The organism is Rosistilla ulvae, assembly GCF_007741475.1.
GTDB classification, from domain to species: Bacteria; Planctomycetota; Planctomycetia; order Pirellulales; family Pirellulaceae; genus Rosistilla; species Rosistilla ulvae.
Map to the genome: position 1 here is coordinate 1,542,075 of NZ_CP036261.1, position 15,361 is coordinate 1,557,435.

Genomic DNA, 15,361 nt, shown 5'->3' on the forward strand with positions numbered 1-15,361 from the left:
CGTCGCTCGGCTTCCAAGACCTATCGTGTGCCGTTTTCCATCTGCTGAAAGTTGTTCATGTCGTTGCTCGACGAAACCTTTGCCAAATTACGATCCGAGGGGCGCAAGGCCCTGCTTCCCTTCATCACGGCCGGCGATCCCGATCTCGACTTCACCGGCGACCTGCTGAAAGACTTCGGCAAGGCGGGCGTTGCGGCGTGTGAAGTCGGCGTCCCCTACAGCGATCCGGTCGCCGACGGACCCGTGATCCAAGCCTCCTATCAACGGGCCCTCGAATCGGGCTTTCGATTGCAACAGCTGTTCGAGATGCGAAAGCGGATCGCGGCGAAAGTCACGATCCCAACGCTGACGATGGCCAGTTACGCGATCATCTACCGCGTAGGGTTGGAACGCTACATCGAACAATCGCAAGAGGCTGGATTCTGTGGCGCGATCGTTCCCGACCTGTTGGTCGAAGAGGCGGCGGAGTTTTCCAAACTGTGCGCCGACCGCGACTTCAACCTGATCCAATTGGTGACTCCCACCACGCCACGGGAACGCCAGGTGCGGATCGCCGAATCGTCGTCGGGCTTCTTGTATTTCGTCTCGGTGACCGGGATCACCGGCGAGCGGAACGAACTGCCGCCGCAACTTATCGACAACGTCGGATGGTTGCGTGAACAGACCGACGTCCCCGTCTGCATCGGGTTTGGAATCAGCCAGCCCGAACACGTCGCCAAGCTGGGCCCGGTAGCGGATGGCTTGATCGTCGGATCGGCGATCGTGCGACGGATCGCTCAAGCCAACGCGGAGAATCGCGGCGAGGTCCGTGGCGAGATCGATCGCTACGTCCGCGAGATGCTGGCAGCGATCAACGCAGTCAAATAGAGGATCTACGACTCCTTGGATACGCATCGTTTTACGTCGAAACATTTCATCGAATCACGACGACTTTCGGTTTAACGTTTTTCACACACGATGTTTGCGCGGGATTTATTCCGTCGCGCCATTTCTGGTTTGACGGCTCGCGTTCCATGAGACGGGAGTGGAGAATCTGAAATGGGGAACAGATCGACATTGCGTCTGATGCAAGGGCGACGCAAATCAACCTTAGTCGACGATCGCCCCCAAGCGACTGCCGCCCCCACCAGAAATTGTGGCACCGTGAAATTTCGCGACCCCCGTTTGTCCAAAGCTGACGCGGCGGCTTAGGATAGAACTTCGCGGGGTGCTTGATTTTTTGGTTCGTGGGAGATTGTGATCGTTATGGGTCTGACCGTGATGCGTCGTATTCGTTTCTGTGCAGGTCATCGGTTGGTTGGACACGACGGCAAGTGCGTCCATTTCCACGGGCACAACTACGTCGCTGAATTTTATGTGACCGGTGAAGTCCAAGACGATGTCGGGCGGATCATCGACTTCGGCGTGCTGAAGCGAAAGTTCAAAGGCTGGATCGACGAGAACTGGGACCACGCCTTTGTGCTCTGGGACCAAGACACCAACGGGCTGCAGGCGATCCGCATGGTCGAACCATGCCGCGTCTTTGAATTGCCCTACAATCCAACCTCCGAAAACATGGCCCGCTATCTGTTGGAAGTCGTCTGCCCGGAACTGTTGCGCGACACGGGAACCCACGCCAGCAAGGTCGTGATCTGGGAATCCGAAGAGAGTTGTTCGGAAGTGACGCTGGGGTGAGTGCACCAAACCAAGTTCAACCACAGTCTCCCGAGCCGTTGGAATCGATTGTCGCGGCCGCCAACGCGCTCCCACCGCAGCCGGTTGCCGCTCCCATCTCCTACACCGTCGGCGTGATCTATTGCCTGCTGGCCGCTGTCGGTTATACGTTGGCTAACATCGCGCTGCGACAGGTAAGCGATCTGGATCCGATCATGGTCACGGCGGCGAAAGCCTTTCCAACGATGATCGGGATGGCGCCAAGCGTGTTCCTGTTGTGGAACCGCGGCGTCGTCTTAACACCCCAGCGGTCGGCGATCGGTTACCTGCTGGCCGGATGTTGCGTCGGGCAATTCATCGGCAATTGTGCGTTCCAGTATTCTTTGAGCATCGTCGGGCTGGCGTTGGCGGTGCCGATCTGCCTGGGGACGATGGTGATCGGCGGAGCGGTCTTCGGACGTATCTTTCTAGGCGAACGCGTCACCGTGCGGACGGTCATCGCGATCGTGGTCTTGATCGTGGCGACGGCGATCCTTTCACTGGGCAGCGGTCGCAGCGCGGTCCGCGCCGACCTGACACCTCTGCAGATCGCCAGCGGAGTGATCGCCGTCTCGATCTCGGGGCTCGCCTTTTCATTCCTGGGAACGATGGTCCGCCGCAGTCTTCTGAGCGGGATGGCCGTCGCGACGACGATGTTTGTCAGCGGACTGGTCGGCACCTTCGGGTTATCGACGATCGCCTTGGCACGCGTCGGATCGGAGGGCTTGGCGGCGACGACGGCAGACCAGTGGTTGGTGATGTTAGCCGCGGGGCTATTTAACCTGTTCGCCTTTTTTGTATTAACCGTCGCGTTGCAGGTCGTTTCGGTGGTTGTGGTGAACCTGTTAAACGTAACCCAAGTTGCGATGGCAGCGATCGCCGGCGTACTGATCTTTCAAGAACGCGTCACCCAATCGATGGTGATCGGCGTTTCGTTGACGATCGTCGGGCTGATGGTCTTGGGCAAGCGGAAGACGCCCCGTTCCAAACCGCTCACGCCGGAACCCGACGACGCTATTTAGCAAACTCGTTGTACTTCACCTTGCCAAACCCTGGCAATTGTATCTCGGGCTGCGATGGTTTCTTGGGCGGTTTGGGAGTCGCGGATGCCGCAGCGGGCGGTTCGCTGAATTTCACATTGGCGACCGTGCCGCCATCGAGCCCGTTGAAGCCAGGACGCGGCTGGACAACCAATCGATCGTCGAGGATTGTGACCTTTTGGAACATCCCAACCAAAGCCGCAAAACGCGGGTCTTTGATCTCTTCGGTCGACAGCTTCAGATCGCGCAACTGGGTTAGCAGCGATTCGTCGATCGGCTCCCCTTTGACTTCCGCCTCGATCAGACTCAACGACACCGTCGTATCGTCCAGCGCCAATTCAAGCTTCCCCGACGCGTTGAGAAAACGCCCCGATCCGCCAGGAACTCGATCGGTTGGGATACTTAAATCCGCGTGCAATCGGCCGTTCTGCAACGTCACAAAAACGCGGTCCTTCAGCCCGGGCTGACTGTTCAACAGAACATTCAACTCGCGCGTCGAAAGGACAAACTGTTCGTCGGCATTTCCCGTTTGAATTCGCTGAAAAAATTCGTTAGCTCGCTGGCCAATCTCGTTCGCCTCTTCATCGGTGTAGGCGACCGTAGGGACAATGCGAGGCTCGGTCTCGGTATATTCGACGACCTTTCCGCTGAGGAAGTACCAGCCATAGCCTGCGGCCCCGGCCACACCGATCCCCAACAGCAACATCGGCAGCAAGCAACCGCACAAAAACAGCTTTCGAATTCCACCGCGTCGTGCAGCGGGAGGCATGGTAGGTGTTGTGTGCATCGATTTATGCTCGTGGAGCGCGAAGTTTTCAAGAGACTCGGGAACACTCAATAGGTAGCTCACTGGCAGGCGACGAACTGCGGATTTCAGGCAGTGCCGGGTACGCAAGCTCCGTCAGAAGTCCGGAAATTCGGGCTGCGCCGATGATAGGTACGTCGCTGCCACTGGATCCGCGTTTCGTTTCAATGCTCTCCACCATCGCAAACAGAACGGTTCGGTCGCCGAAAGCCTCCCGATCGCGTTGGAGAGGAATCGCATAGCGTCGTGACAACCGGCCGCCGATTCGGAGCAACAAACCCCCGTCCGTTGTGCGAAACCAGCACGCGACATCCAAAAGGAAGGCAGCTCCGTGGCGCGCTGAGGTATATTGTTCAGTTCACGTTTTGCGTTGGAACGTTCGTCCGATCGCCTCAAATCTGATGGTCTCTGTGCCAATGACCTGCCTCCCCCTGCATCGACTGAAGTTACTGCTGACGATCCCGATTGTGATCTGCGGCACCCATTTAAATCGCGCCGCGATCGGCGACGATTATGAAATCGGATTCTCCACATTGATTGGAGGTTCGGACTGGGAGCATGCCCGCGACGTCTTCGCTGACGAATCGGGGAACGTTTATGTCGTCGGCGGCACTCAATCCGTTGATTTCCCGACAACCGAAAATGCGCTGCGACGATCGCAGGATACGACGGGGAGGCAGGTTGGCAGCGGAGGTTACTGCGACGCGTTCGTCTGCAAATTTTCAGCTGACGGGGAATTGATCTGGTCGACATTGCTGGGAGGGCCCAACTACGATCGCGCTTATGCAGTCGAAGTCGATGACGAAGGATTTGTCTATGTCAGCGGACGCGGTGGCCCGGGATTTCCCGTCAGCGACAACGCGTTCCAAACCCAGTTTCGCGGAACCGACAACGGGGTCTACGGGATGCAGAACGGGTTCATCGCGAAACTGTCCCCCGATGGATCTGAGATCGTTTGGGCAGCTTATGTTGGCGTGGGATCGCTGTGCCGCGATCTGTCGATCGACGACGATGGCAATGTCTATGTCGCGTTGCATTACACCGGCAGCGGCCCGCTACCGCCAGATTCCTGGTGCGCTGGCGGCTTCCAACCACAACCTGCTGGCGGTTCGGAGATCGGCGCGCTGAAGATCGCCAGCGACGGCCGATCGATCCTTTGGGGAACTTGGCTGGGGGGATCGAAGGACGAGGTTTCCAACTGTGGTATCCGCATCGACCGCCAGCGGCAGGTCTATCTGAACTTCACGACCAAGTCGACCGATCTACCAACCACCGCGGGCGCTCACGATCGTTCGCATAACGGTAAAACCGACGCCTTCGTCGCGCGGATCAGTTCCGATGGATCCCAGTTGTTGCTGGGGACCTACTTTGGTGGCGCTGAAGACGACGAAGGCAACAGCACACACAATATGGCTGTCGACGCCCACGGGAATGCCTATTTGCTGTCGAGCACTCGCAGTGCCGACATCCCAGTCACGATGGGAGTCGTGCAACCCAAACTCAACGGTGCTCAACGCGATATCGTGGTGGCGAAGTTTTCTCCCGAGGGAGCGTTGCAACGTTGCACCTATCTGGGCGGCAGCGACAACGATGGAGCCGACGGCATCTATGCGAACGATCAGGGGGATGTCTTTTTGACCGGCGATACCGCGTCGCACGATTTCCCACTGACCTCCAACGCGTTGCAGACGCAGCGAGGCAAGTCCCAGGACGCCGTGGTCGTGGTGCTTGCTGCCGATTTTGCCAGCCTGAAATTCAGTACCCGGCTTGGCGGCCCCAATTATGATTACGGGCGCTGCGGCTTTTTAGACAGCCGCGGAAATCTCTATATCACCGGATCGGTCAACGGTCCCGGCTGGCCCGTCCATCGCGCGTTCCAACCCGAATTCGCCGGCGGCGGTGGCGGCAAAGAACTTTGTTGCGAAGGGGGATGTTACGCGGGAGATGTGATCCTGGCAAAGTTGATCCGCTTGAAGAACGAATAGGACCCCACAACGCAAAGGAACTGGTACATTATTCCGCCAAGGCGGAACGTTTGCCCTGACGGATTATTCATCCTCGCCCAGCAGATCGCTTTCTTGCAGCGTGCGGAAGTTCTTCGCTCGCAGCGTTTCGATCCCTAGATCGATATTGTCGACCATCAACGCCACCGCAGCCCGTTGGTTGGTGCGTGGGATCAAGGGATACGCTTGGATGATGTTCACTTCCGCCTGCAGCAGCGCCGTGCAGACGTGCAGCAACGGTTGCGACGTGTCGGGCAATTCGACGCCGATCAGGTCGGTTTCGATGATCGACAAACCGGCCCGTTCCAGAATCTCACGAGCCCGTTCGGGATGGCTGACCACAAATCGCACAAACGCACACTCGGCGGCATCGTTGATCGACAGAGCGACGATCCGCAGACCGGTCCCCTCGAATCGACGCACGACTTCCAGCAACTGCCCGACGCGGTTCTCCAAGAAGACGGTGAACTGTCGAATCGCGGGATAATCGCGGCCGCGAGCGGTTTGATAATCGATCGCGTTTCCTTCTCCGATGCTGCTCATCCGGCTGCCTGTGCTTTCTGCAAATAGTGACTTGGGAGCCCCAAACTCTAGTCCAGGGCTCAGTTTACGTTGTCGGGCCGCCAACGGTCAAACCCGGTCTTGCCCACAGCTACGGCGACGGAACGCGAAGCGGTTCGGCGGAATTGATTTGATTTGTGGGAGCCGTCGCTGGCATTGGCAGCCGCTCAGGCAATCCACCGACGATCGGCGCGACAGCGCCGCTTTCCAACAGCGACGTATCGTCGGCCAGTGCGGCATCGGTAGGGGCTTCGATCGGCCCCGGATCGATCCAAACCCCCGTTGGATCCAATTGCATCGTCCCCATTTCAAAGTCCAGCAGAACGCGGAGGACTTCGTAGTTGACCCACACATTAAGGAAGTCGTTTTGCGCGTCCAACAGATCCGACAACGCAGAGACCAAGTCGCGTGCGGCGGTCGGTGAAGTCGTGCTCTGTTGATTCGGTCGCAGCGGAGGATTCAGCTTCAGCCGCGCGATATCGACCTGCGCGATCGCCACCTGGACCGCGGTTCGACGCACTTCCAAGTTGATTCGGCTGAGTGCGGCGATCCGCAGCGTATTCCGCAGACTCAATGAAACGCGATCTTCGAACAGCATGTAGTTTCGACGGGCTTGTTGGTAATTCAGCAGCGCCTCGCGGTATTGGTTCCGTTCGACCAACCGAGCCGTCGGCGTATCGAACTGAACGCCAAACCGAACGCGGCTGCGATCGGGCGTGAACTGAACGATGTTATCCGGATCGGTTCCCAATTCGCCATTGACGACCACGTCCAGATCGCTCTGCAACGCGTTGGCGAAGAATTCGATCTTCCGCCACACGTCGACCAAGTTGGCGCGGGCGTTCATCCAATCCAAGCGATTGGTCCGGGCGTAGCTGAGCGCCTCAAATGGCTCGATCTCCAACGGCAACAACGTGATCCCCTGCAAACGCGTCTCGGCATGGACCAGCGATAACTCTAACAACAGGTCGGACAATCGCCCCGCCCGGTCGTTCAACGTCTTCCACTGCTCCTGCAGCGTTGGTCCCGCGGGCGATTCGGCATCGTCTCCATCAGCCGCTTGCAACGTCAGCTGTTGCTGAGATTGGGCGTACTCCTGACGCAACTGCTGCAAGTCGCGGGCGATCGTGGGCAAACGTTTTTTGAGAAAGTCGATCCGTTTCATCAGCACCTGTTCGTCGTACACTCGGCTGTCGACATCGGCATGCAGTTCGTCGATCTGCATTTTGACCTGCCGCAGCTGCTTGCGACGCTCGGGCAGATGTTTCTCTAGCGCTGCCAGATCGGAGAGCGCCGATTCCAGCTGAGGATCGATGCCAGCATTCAACGCGAGAATTTTGCCGCGGGCTGTTTCCAGCGATTCTTCAGTCGGGTTCTCGCGTTTGCTGCGGATCTCCAACAGGATCTCCGCCAGTTCGTCTTGTATCTCAGTCAGCTTCGGATCGATCAAAGTAAAACGATCTAATAATTCATCGCGAATTTCGACGGGCAGCGTCGGAGGCAACCCGAGGTCGACTTTGAAGCTGTCGACGCGCGTTTGGTAAGCCGCTTTGGCCGCCAACAGCGAACTCTGTGCATTCAGCAACGCCTGGCGAGCTTGATCGACCTGCAACCGGCTGTTGATTCGATTCGCTTCAAACGCAGCTTCCAATTGTGCCAAACTGTCGCGGAGCGCCGTGATGTTGGTCGCTTGGTTGCGGATCTGTTGCTGGTCCTGCAACAGGCCCATGTAGCCGCCTGCATCGGCGGCTCCGCTCCGTCCGCTAGGGACACCGGCGATCAGACCGAGCCCCGCTTGGCCGACATTGGTGGCCAAACTTGGCCCGGGGCCGGAGTTGCGACCGGTGACGATGTCGACATAAAAGCCCTGCCGATATTGCTGCATCTGCCGCACGTTGGCCAGTAGATTCCGTTCGCTTTGCGTCAGTTGTTCCAAGACGCGAGCGCGACCGCCATACCGCAACAACGGCTGCACCAGGCTGAAATCGATCGTCGAAGTGAACAGATCGCTATCGCTGCCCCAGAAATCCCAGACCAACGAATTGGCAAATCCGACGACCAACTCGCCGCCGGTCGCACTCAGCTTGCGGACGCTGCCAAAACTAGTTTGGGTGAGCACGCTGCTGGCGCCGACGTCAGTTCCCCGGAACTCTTCAAACGTGCGGGTGCCCGAGAAAAATTGATGGTCGAAACGGAAGCGTTCGAACGAGACGTTCAGCGCCGAACGATACAGCGTCTCGACATTTTGTTGGTAGTCACGCGAATTGATCCGAGCCACACCGACGGCATCGCGGAGGTTCAGGACGACGTTCCCCGTTTCATCTTTGGGGAGCGAGGCGAGCCAATAGGGAGATTCGATCGACGAAACATCCCCGTTGCGATGCCAATGTTTCCAACCGTGCATCCCATCGACACAGTGCATGTACTGATGTGATTTGGGATCATCCGGAGGCATCGGCGACCGATCGATTGAAAACGGATCGAACATCCGCGAATCCGGCGCAACGTAGACGCTACCGCCATGCAGATGGCCACCTTTCTGCTGGATCAAGCAGTTGGCGTCTTCATCGGCCTGTTGGCGATACCAGCGCCGCGAACAGCCCACCAGCAACAACGCGCAGCAAGCGATCAGCATTCCGGTCGCGAAAAACCTTCTTCTGCCCATGCACCTCAACCCAACCGCCCAGTCCCTCACAAACAAAAATCGACGAACCGCACCGCGCAACGGCGATCGGCTCTCCTTGGGATAGATCGGCGCCAGTCAGGAAAGATCTGAGGGTGAATCGGATTTTACCGGATATGAACCAATTTGCGGGGGTGCTCTCGCTAGCAAATCCCCAGAGTTCACACCGGCAGAACAGCACGGTTTTCCCGCGGCGCCAGCTGCCGACCTCACCAGCCCGGCACTGCCGAGAGGGGCGAATGACGAGCCTTCGGCAATCGTGGTTTGATGCCGTTCGGTCCGTTCTCTCATGACAACTCATGTCACGAAGAATCTCCATAGATTGTCGTCAGGTCACGATTACATCCGAACTGGCAGTGAAAAATTCGCCAGCGATGCCACCCCCATGCCTTCGCTGCAAACTCACTCGCGAAGCTGGCGGCACCCAACGCTGCGGTAGTCCCTGGTGCATACATTTGGCCGGATGCTGGTGATGGGGTGAGGGGGACTTGAAGTGGTGTCCTGCCCCAACAGCGTCCGAGTCGTCTTTCACGTATGATGGCAGCTTGATGCCACTGCCTTTGGCAAATTCTAAGCGACTCTCCCAGGCGACTGCCCCGACTTATGTTAGACCCATCGAACAACCTACTTGTTCAAGCCAATCCACCGTTTCGCTATTTAAAGCAATTCAATTCGGAAGAGTTCGCGAAGAAGGCGTCATGCCGAGATCGACTTCGGCAATCCGATACACGATGGTTTCCCGGCGACTATCTGTCGTCGGTGTTTGCTCGAGAATTGTGCGAGCGCCAGGCGTTGCCGTTCAAAGAGGTGCTGGAGAGTTTTGAATTTTTCGCCTGCGTGCGAAATCGGATTCGCAGCAAATCGGTGGCCGATCTGTGTTGCGGACACGGGCTGGTTGGAATCCTCTTCGCCATGTTCGATCGGGATGTCGAAGACGTTTGCCTGTTGGACAAAGTGCGTCCGCCGAGTTTTGATCTGATCCTCGCCGCGGCGCAGGCGGTTGCCCCTTGGACCGAGGCAAAGATTCGTTACGTCGAAGCTCCGTTGAAACGAGCCCTGGACCATCTCGATGCGGGAACCGCAATTTTAGGTGTGCATGCCTGCGGTGCAAAAACGGATCAGTGCATCGCCCATGCGATCTCGCTGCGAGGTACCGTTGCACTCCTGCCATGCTGCCGACAACATCGGTTGCACCCAGCACCGGAGTGTTTAAAGAACGTCCTAGGGGCAGACGTTGCCATCGATGTCGATCGCACCTACCGCATGCACGCAGCAGGCTACCGCGTTCGCTGGGATTATATCTCGCCCTCGATTACCGAAATGAATCGCGTCCTGATCGGCCGGCCGCAACCTCAAATCGACATCACGCCCGACACGCCCGCGGTCGCTTCGGCCGGCCAGTAGTAACCGCTCGGTCGCCTTACTGCGGTGACTCGATGAGTTCCGCCTTTTCGGTTGCGTAGAGATTCCACAGCGTATCGAGTCGCGCGGCGATCTCGGCCGCGTTGCCGACGATCAACCAGTAGCGGTATCGATAGATCGATTTCGGCCCCATCAGGACTCGCGAGACCGGGGCGACGTGCATGCAGGGGCCAGCCGTTGGGTCGTCGCTGAGTCCCGCGGCATGCGGTCCAAAATTCCAGTGCTCCGTTGCGCTGGGTGAAAACAGTGCGACACCCTGCCCGGAGGCTTCGAACATCGCCATCGCTTGCCTTGGCGGCGACGCCTTGCCCCAGGGCGGCCCCGGACGTTGATGCTCGGGGCGCCATTTTTCCGATCCCAGATAGCTTCGCACGTCGGCAAAGTTGCGAGTGAAGTAGCAAGCGGGAACCTCCTGCGGGTTCATTCGTGGGCCGCCCCAACGATCTCCTTCGCGACGCATCGCTTGGAATTCACATCGCACACGGACAACGCCTGGCATGTTCGGTTCCATCGTCGTCCACTGACGCATCACCGCTTCAGCCTCTTCGTCGGCCATGTCCCACAGCTTGGGAATGGTTTCGGAATACAACGCATCCTCACGCTTTTCAAACACCGTCACGCGTGCCCAGCTGCCTTGCCCCTTCACACTGCCGACGCCACCTCCCTGGATCGGATTCCACGACCATGGACTCCACGCTTTGTGCTGCCCATCCGCCCTCCGATCGATCACTCGGCCCGCGTAATACGATTGCTGGATCAGCCGTCCCGGATCGGCAATGTTGACGAGGTTGCGAGGATAACCAGCGGACGACAGCCACGTGATTGCAGCTCCTTTCTCGCGGTCGATACCCACTTTGATCGAGCCGTTATCGATCGTGATCAGATCCTCCGCGATCGCTGCCTGCATGTTAGCGCTGCAGACAATAAGCAGAGCGATCCAAGTTCGCACACGATTTCGTTTCAGGAGATTCATGGTGGGATCCGCTTGCGCGTTAGTTGTTTGTTCTGCGGAGATTGTATTTCGAATCGCTGGGGATTTCGCGGCGTGGAGCGGTTACTTTCGGAAGGCCTTCAGCGAGGCGAGCTTTCGTTTCTGCATGCGCCTCCGACGTGGCGAGGTTTGTGAATTCGTTTGGGTCGTTTTCCAAATCGTACAGTTCTTCAAAACCATCGTCGTAGCGGATGTAGCGATAGCGTTCATCGGAGACCGCATGCGACGGTTCGGGGCCAAAGGCGTACGACGTCAGCGACAACCGATCTCGCTTGAGCCCCGGATCTTTTAATTGGGGAACCAGCGATAGACCATCGCACTGCGACGGGATCGGCAAACCAGCCAGCTCGCAAAGCGTGGGGTAGAGGTCGGTGAGCGTCGCCGGTTGGCGAGTCGCTTGTCCGTCGGCGCTAATCCCCGGCGCGTGGATGAACATCGGCACGCGGGTCGTTTGGTCCCACAGACAGAACTTTTCCCAGTTCTGTTTCTCGCCGATGTGGAACCCGTGATCGCTCCAAAGCACAACGATCGTATTCTCTTTGATCGGCGAAGCATCCAACGCGTCGAGCAATCGCCCGAGCTGATGATCGGTGTAGCTGATGCTGGCCAGATAGCCTTGCATCATCTTGCGCCACAACCGGTTCTTCACCACCCAACGATGCCACGCTTGCCGCTTGGGAACGCGGGCATCGTCGAGGTCGTTGTCCAACGTGGTCGGTAGCGTGATCTCGTCGATCGGGTGCATGTCGAAGTACTTTTTAGGGACTTCGAATGGGATGTGAGGACGAAACAGGCCGACCGCCAGAAAAAGAGGCTTATCGTGTTGGGCATTCAATTGTTCGGTGGCCCAATCGACAACCATGTGGTCGCCGGTTTTCGAATCGGGAACCAACAGCGGTTGTGCGCCAAACAGATTGCGGCCGCCGACGGGACGCCCAGGCGAGATCCCCGCGCGGGCATCGGGAATGATCCGCGGCCGCGGCCAGTCGGCGGAAATCGGATCCAACGGATCGCCGCGGTAGGCGTCCCAGGCGTCGGGGTCGTTCTGCGAATCACCGCGCGTCCACTGCAGCGTATGAAAGATCTTTCCACCACCAGCCGCGTGATATCCATGGTTGCGGAAGTGTTGGGATAAGACGACCGCATCTTTCAGGGCTGGGGACTCATCTCGCCAGCGTGGGCCGTGGGCGGCAAACAGATTGTTGTAGAGTCCCGACGTAATCGGATGCACGCCGGTCATCGTGGCAACGCGCGACGCATGGCAAACCGGCGCCGCGCAGTGGGCGTTGGCAAACGTCACGCTCCGTTTGGCGAGCCGATCGAAATTCGGAGTCTTTACGCCGGTTTGATTGTCCAGCGGCGAAATGTAATCGTTCAAATCGTCGATGGCGATGAACAACACGTTCGGCTTGGGGAGATCGGCGGCTTCCGCAGCGACCGCCGTCGCCAGCGCTAAGCAAAGTAGAATGACTGTCTGTTTCATCTGTTTGTTCCGTCTTGGTTTGCTCCTCGCATGCGGTTGGCATGCGGAGGTTGTTCTATCCGACGCTTGGCATTCGCCCGCAACCACATAGTTTTCTCGTTTAACCGCGTGGGCAACGCCCCGCGTTTTTAGTTGGGGACGCGCGGCCCGCTGGGGCCGCGGTTAAACGAAAACAATACACTACAACCTGCTTCGTTTAACCGCGTGGGCAACGCCCCGCGTTTTAGAGGGACGCGCGGCCCGCTGGGACCGCGGTTAAACGAAACCAATACACTACAACCTGCTTCGTTTAACCGCGCGGGCATCGCCCCGCGTTTTTCAGGGACGCGCGGCCCGCTGAGACCGCGGTTAAACGAAAACAATACACTACAACCTGCTTCGTTTAACCGCGTGGGCATCGCCCCGCGTTTTTCAGGGACGCGCGGCCCGCTGGGACCGCGGTTAAACGAAACCAAACACACTACAACCTGCTTCGTTTAACCGCGTGGGCATCGCCCCGCGTTTCCCAGGGACGCGCGGCCCGCTGGGACCGCGGTTAAACGAAACCAATACACTACAACCTGCTTCGTTTAACCGCCTGGGCATCGCCCCGCGTTTTTGAGGGACGCGCGGCCCGATGGGACCGCGGTTAAACGAAAACGATCGATCTATGGCGTGAAGCGATGCAGCACGTTGCCCGCCCGATCGGTTAGTCGGATGTTCGAGATCCATATCTGGCCGGCGGATGTCGATGGATCGATTCGGACCGCGTCGATAGGACTGCTCGGCGTGAACTCAATAGCATACTGGTGTGTTGCGTCATCGTGCTCGGGATCGAACTTCACGCTTCGCGCTGCCAGGAACGGCGGGCGGACATCTTGTTCGCGCCAAAAGATTTGGCCTCGCCCGGAGGCGTTCGAACGCATGTTAAAGCGAAGTATTAACGGCTGTTGCGGGATCGGCTTGGGCAAGCCGTAAATGATGTAGGGATCGCCGCCATCGCTGGTGATCACCAACGCATCGCCATCGCGCTTCAGCGTGCAGGTGCCATCGGGCTGCCAGCCTGCAACCGGCTTGCCGCGTGGCTTGGCTGACTTCTTCGCCGGCCTGGCAGCTGAATTTTTCAGCCTGCCAATCCCTTCTAGGTCCGGTCGGTACTTGGCCGGATCAAACCTGCGATTAGGTTGCGGGCGAACGGCATCGGTGTCGACGAGGAAGGCTTCGATCAACGCATCCATCTGTTGCACCCACTCGGGATGCTTCGCCGACAGATCGTGCTGTTCGCCGATGTCTTCGGCAAGATGGAACAACTCATAGCGATGTTGGCCATCTTCACCGCTGTGGAAGATGCGGATCAGTTTCCAGTCGTCCTGGTGGACGCTGACCGCAGGAGGCATCCATTCGGGAATCGGAGGACTGTGGGGGAAGTAGGTGAAGATCGCGTCGCGATCGAGCGAACCGCCCCGCAGTGCAGGCGTGATACTGATCCCGTCGAAGGTTTGATCGGGCTGCTTGGGGATCGACAACATCTCCAACAGCGTCGGATAGAAGTCGCTGCTCTGGATCACTTCGTCGCTGCGCGAGTTGGCCGCAACGACGCCGGGCTGAACCACGATCGCTGGTCCGCGGACACCTCCTTCGTACATCGTCGCTTTGCCACCACGCAGCGGCGCGTTGCTGGTCGCCGTCGTGCCGTCGACTTGGTTGTACATGTTGCCGCCGTTATCCGACGCGAAGATGACGATCGTGTTGTCGGCGATCTTCAGACGATCCAACGTGTCCAACAAAGTGCCAACCGCGTCGTCCATGCTCTCGATCATCGCAGCGTAGGTAGGACTTCGCTGAGGATCATTGGGATCGATTTGTTTCGCGTATCGATCGATCAACGCCTGTTTCGCATCAAACGGAGCGTGCACGCTGAACATCCAATAGTTCAAGAAGAACGGTTGCCCTTGGTTCTGTTCCATAAACGTCACAGCTTCGGAGGCCATCCGATCTTCGATGTGTTCATCGGGTGTCTGCGGATCGAAATCGGGATACCGCCACGGAGCGACGTAACTGCCGGCGGGACCGGGACCGGCCCAGTGCGGCACATCGATGTCGAAGCCATGTTCAAGAGGCGAATAGGGAGCGCTGCCGAGATGCCATTTCCCAAAGTGGGCGGTGGCGTAACCGTTGTCTTTGAACATCTCCGCAAGCGTGTAGTAGCTGGTCTTTAGACGCGAGACCGAATTGGGAGACGTCGCCTTCAGATGAGGCGGGCCGGTCGCAGTCGCTTCGGCCGCGAGGATCACCTTTGGCAAATGGCAATTAGGCGTCGTGATCCCGGTCCGCGCCGGACTCAGTCCTGTCAGGATGCTGGCTCGCGTTGGCGAACAGAGCGGACTGGAGGAATAGGCGCGAGTGAAGGTCATCCCGCGAGCCGCAAGTCGCTCGATATTTGGCGTCTTATAAAACTTGGTGGTGCCAAAGAGCGTCGTGTCGCTCCACCCCAAATCGTCCGCCAGAATGAAAACGACATTCGGTTTCGCCGCCAACAGATCTCCGTTCGGCGAGAACATGCCGCCCGCAATACAAGCAAAGAACAACAGCGAAGGGAGCGAGATCTTATTCAGAATCACAACAGACCTGTTTCTGTAGGCGGCAGGTGGAAAGAGCGGAGGACGAATCATCGACGCCGATGCGGCGAGAGGAGCCGTTGA

Annotated in this window: 11 protein-coding genes; 5 read left to right on the top strand and 6 right to left on the bottom strand. The window is 58.2% G+C overall.

All coding sequences use genetic code 11. The features are described 5' to 3' along the window. The first annotated feature begins 57 nt into the window (after positions 1-57). The 3 genes from trpA to EC9_RS05600 all read left to right on the top strand — a co-directional run bounded on the left by trpA (position 58) and on the right by EC9_RS05600 (position 2,714). On the top strand, positions 58-867 hold the full coding sequence (trpA, locus tag EC9_RS05590; protein WP_145343099.1) for a tryptophan synthase subunit alpha: 810 nt from the start codon (positions 58-60) through the stop codon (positions 865-867). 393 nt (positions 868-1,260) lie between these two features. Continuing rightward, on the top strand, positions 1,261-1,674 hold the full coding sequence (locus EC9_RS05595) for a 6-pyruvoyl trahydropterin synthase family protein (RefSeq protein WP_145343101.1): 414 nt from the start codon (positions 1,261-1,263) through the stop codon (positions 1,672-1,674). Further along, positions 1,671-2,714 (top strand): DMT family transporter, encoded by a 1,044-nt coding sequence (locus EC9_RS05600; RefSeq protein ID WP_145343103.1) that lies wholly within the window; start codon positions 1,671-1,673, stop codon positions 2,712-2,714. Before EC9_RS05595 ends, EC9_RS05600 begins: the two co-directional genes overlap by 4 nt. On the opposite strand, the gene EC9_RS05605 is transcribed toward EC9_RS05600, so the two are convergent. Further along, on the bottom strand, positions 2,707-3,519 hold the full coding sequence (locus EC9_RS05605) for a hypothetical protein (RefSeq protein WP_145343105.1): 813 nt from the start codon (positions 3,517-3,519) through the stop codon (positions 2,707-2,709). The two genes, EC9_RS05600 and EC9_RS05605, sit on opposite strands and share 8 nt — an antisense overlap. Before the next feature lie 434 nt (positions 3,520-3,953). On the opposite strand from EC9_RS05605, the gene EC9_RS05610 reads away from it, so the two are divergent. Then, positions 3,954-5,522 carry an SBBP repeat-containing protein gene (locus tag EC9_RS05610; protein WP_145343107.1) on the top strand — a complete coding sequence of 523 codons (1,569 nt, stop codon included), beginning with the start codon at positions 3,954-3,956 and terminating at the stop codon, positions 5,520-5,522. A gap of 63 nt (positions 5,523-5,585) precedes the next feature. Here EC9_RS05610 and EC9_RS05615 read toward each other — a convergent pair whose 3' ends face one another. Then, complete coding sequence (locus tag EC9_RS05615; RefSeq protein WP_145343109.1) at positions 5,586-6,083, bottom strand: acetolactate synthase; 498 nt, start codon at positions 6,081-6,083, stop codon at positions 5,586-5,588. Between the two features lie 109 nt (positions 6,084-6,192). Beyond that, positions 6,193-8,736: a TolC family protein gene (locus EC9_RS05620; protein WP_218934607.1), complete on the bottom strand. Its 2,544-nt coding sequence runs from the start codon at positions 8,734-8,736 to the stop codon at positions 6,193-6,195. A 651-nt stretch (positions 8,737-9,387) separates the two neighbouring features. On the opposite strand from EC9_RS05620, the gene EC9_RS05625 reads away from it, so the two are divergent. After that, entirely contained in the window at positions 9,388-10,188 is an 801-nt protein-coding gene (locus EC9_RS05625) for a hypothetical protein (RefSeq protein WP_145343113.1), read from the top strand. 16 nt (positions 10,189-10,204) lie between these two features. On the opposite strand, the gene EC9_RS05630 is transcribed toward EC9_RS05625, so the two are convergent. From EC9_RS05630 to EC9_RS05640, 3 genes are all read right to left on the bottom strand, one after another. Continuing rightward, on the bottom strand, positions 10,205-11,179 hold the full coding sequence (locus EC9_RS05630; RefSeq protein WP_246105972.1) for a hypothetical protein: 975 nt from the start codon (positions 11,177-11,179) through the stop codon (positions 10,205-10,207). Positions 11,180-11,198: 19 nt separating this feature from the next. After that, positions 11,199-12,680, bottom strand: coding sequence for a sulfatase (locus tag EC9_RS05635; protein WP_145343115.1), 1,482 nt, complete (start codon positions 12,678-12,680; stop codon positions 11,199-11,201). A gap of 647 nt (positions 12,681-13,327) precedes the next feature. After that, positions 13,328-15,280: a sulfatase gene (locus EC9_RS05640; protein ID WP_246105973.1), complete on the bottom strand. Its 1,953-nt coding sequence runs from the start codon at positions 15,278-15,280 to the stop codon at positions 13,328-13,330. Positions 15,281-15,361: the final 81 nt, after the last annotated feature.

Excerpts from the sequence above, each read along its gene's own strand:
- EC9_RS05610 (WP_145343107.1), top strand. The coding sequence starts at position 3,954 with ATGACCTGCCTCCCCCTGCATCGACTGAAGTTACTGCTGACGATCCCG.
- EC9_RS05615 (WP_145343109.1), bottom strand. The coding sequence starts at position 6,083 with ATGAGCAGCATCGGAGAAGGAAACGCGATCGATTATCAAACCGCTCGC.
- EC9_RS05635 (WP_145343115.1), bottom strand. The coding sequence starts at position 12,680 with ATGAAACAGACAGTCATTCTACTTTGCTTAGCGCTGGCGACGGCGGTC.
- EC9_RS05620 (WP_218934607.1), bottom strand. The coding sequence starts at position 8,736 with ATGCTGATCGCTTGCTGCGCGTTGTTGCTGGTGGGCTGTTCGCGGCGC.
- EC9_RS05595 (WP_145343101.1), top strand. The coding sequence starts at position 1,261 with ATGCGTCGTATTCGTTTCTGTGCAGGTCATCGGTTGGTTGGACACGAC.
- trpA (WP_145343099.1), top strand. The coding sequence starts at position 58 with ATGTCGTTGCTCGACGAAACCTTTGCCAAATTACGATCCGAGGGGCGC.
- EC9_RS05605 (WP_145343105.1), bottom strand. The coding sequence starts at position 3,519 with ATGCACACAACACCTACCATGCCTCCCGCTGCACGACGCGGTGGAATT.
- EC9_RS05625 (WP_145343113.1), top strand. The coding sequence starts at position 9,388 with ATGTTAGACCCATCGAACAACCTACTTGTTCAAGCCAATCCACCGTTT.
- EC9_RS05630 (WP_246105972.1), bottom strand. The coding sequence starts at position 11,179 with ATGAATCTCCTGAAACGAAATCGTGTGCGAACTTGGATCGCTCTGCTT.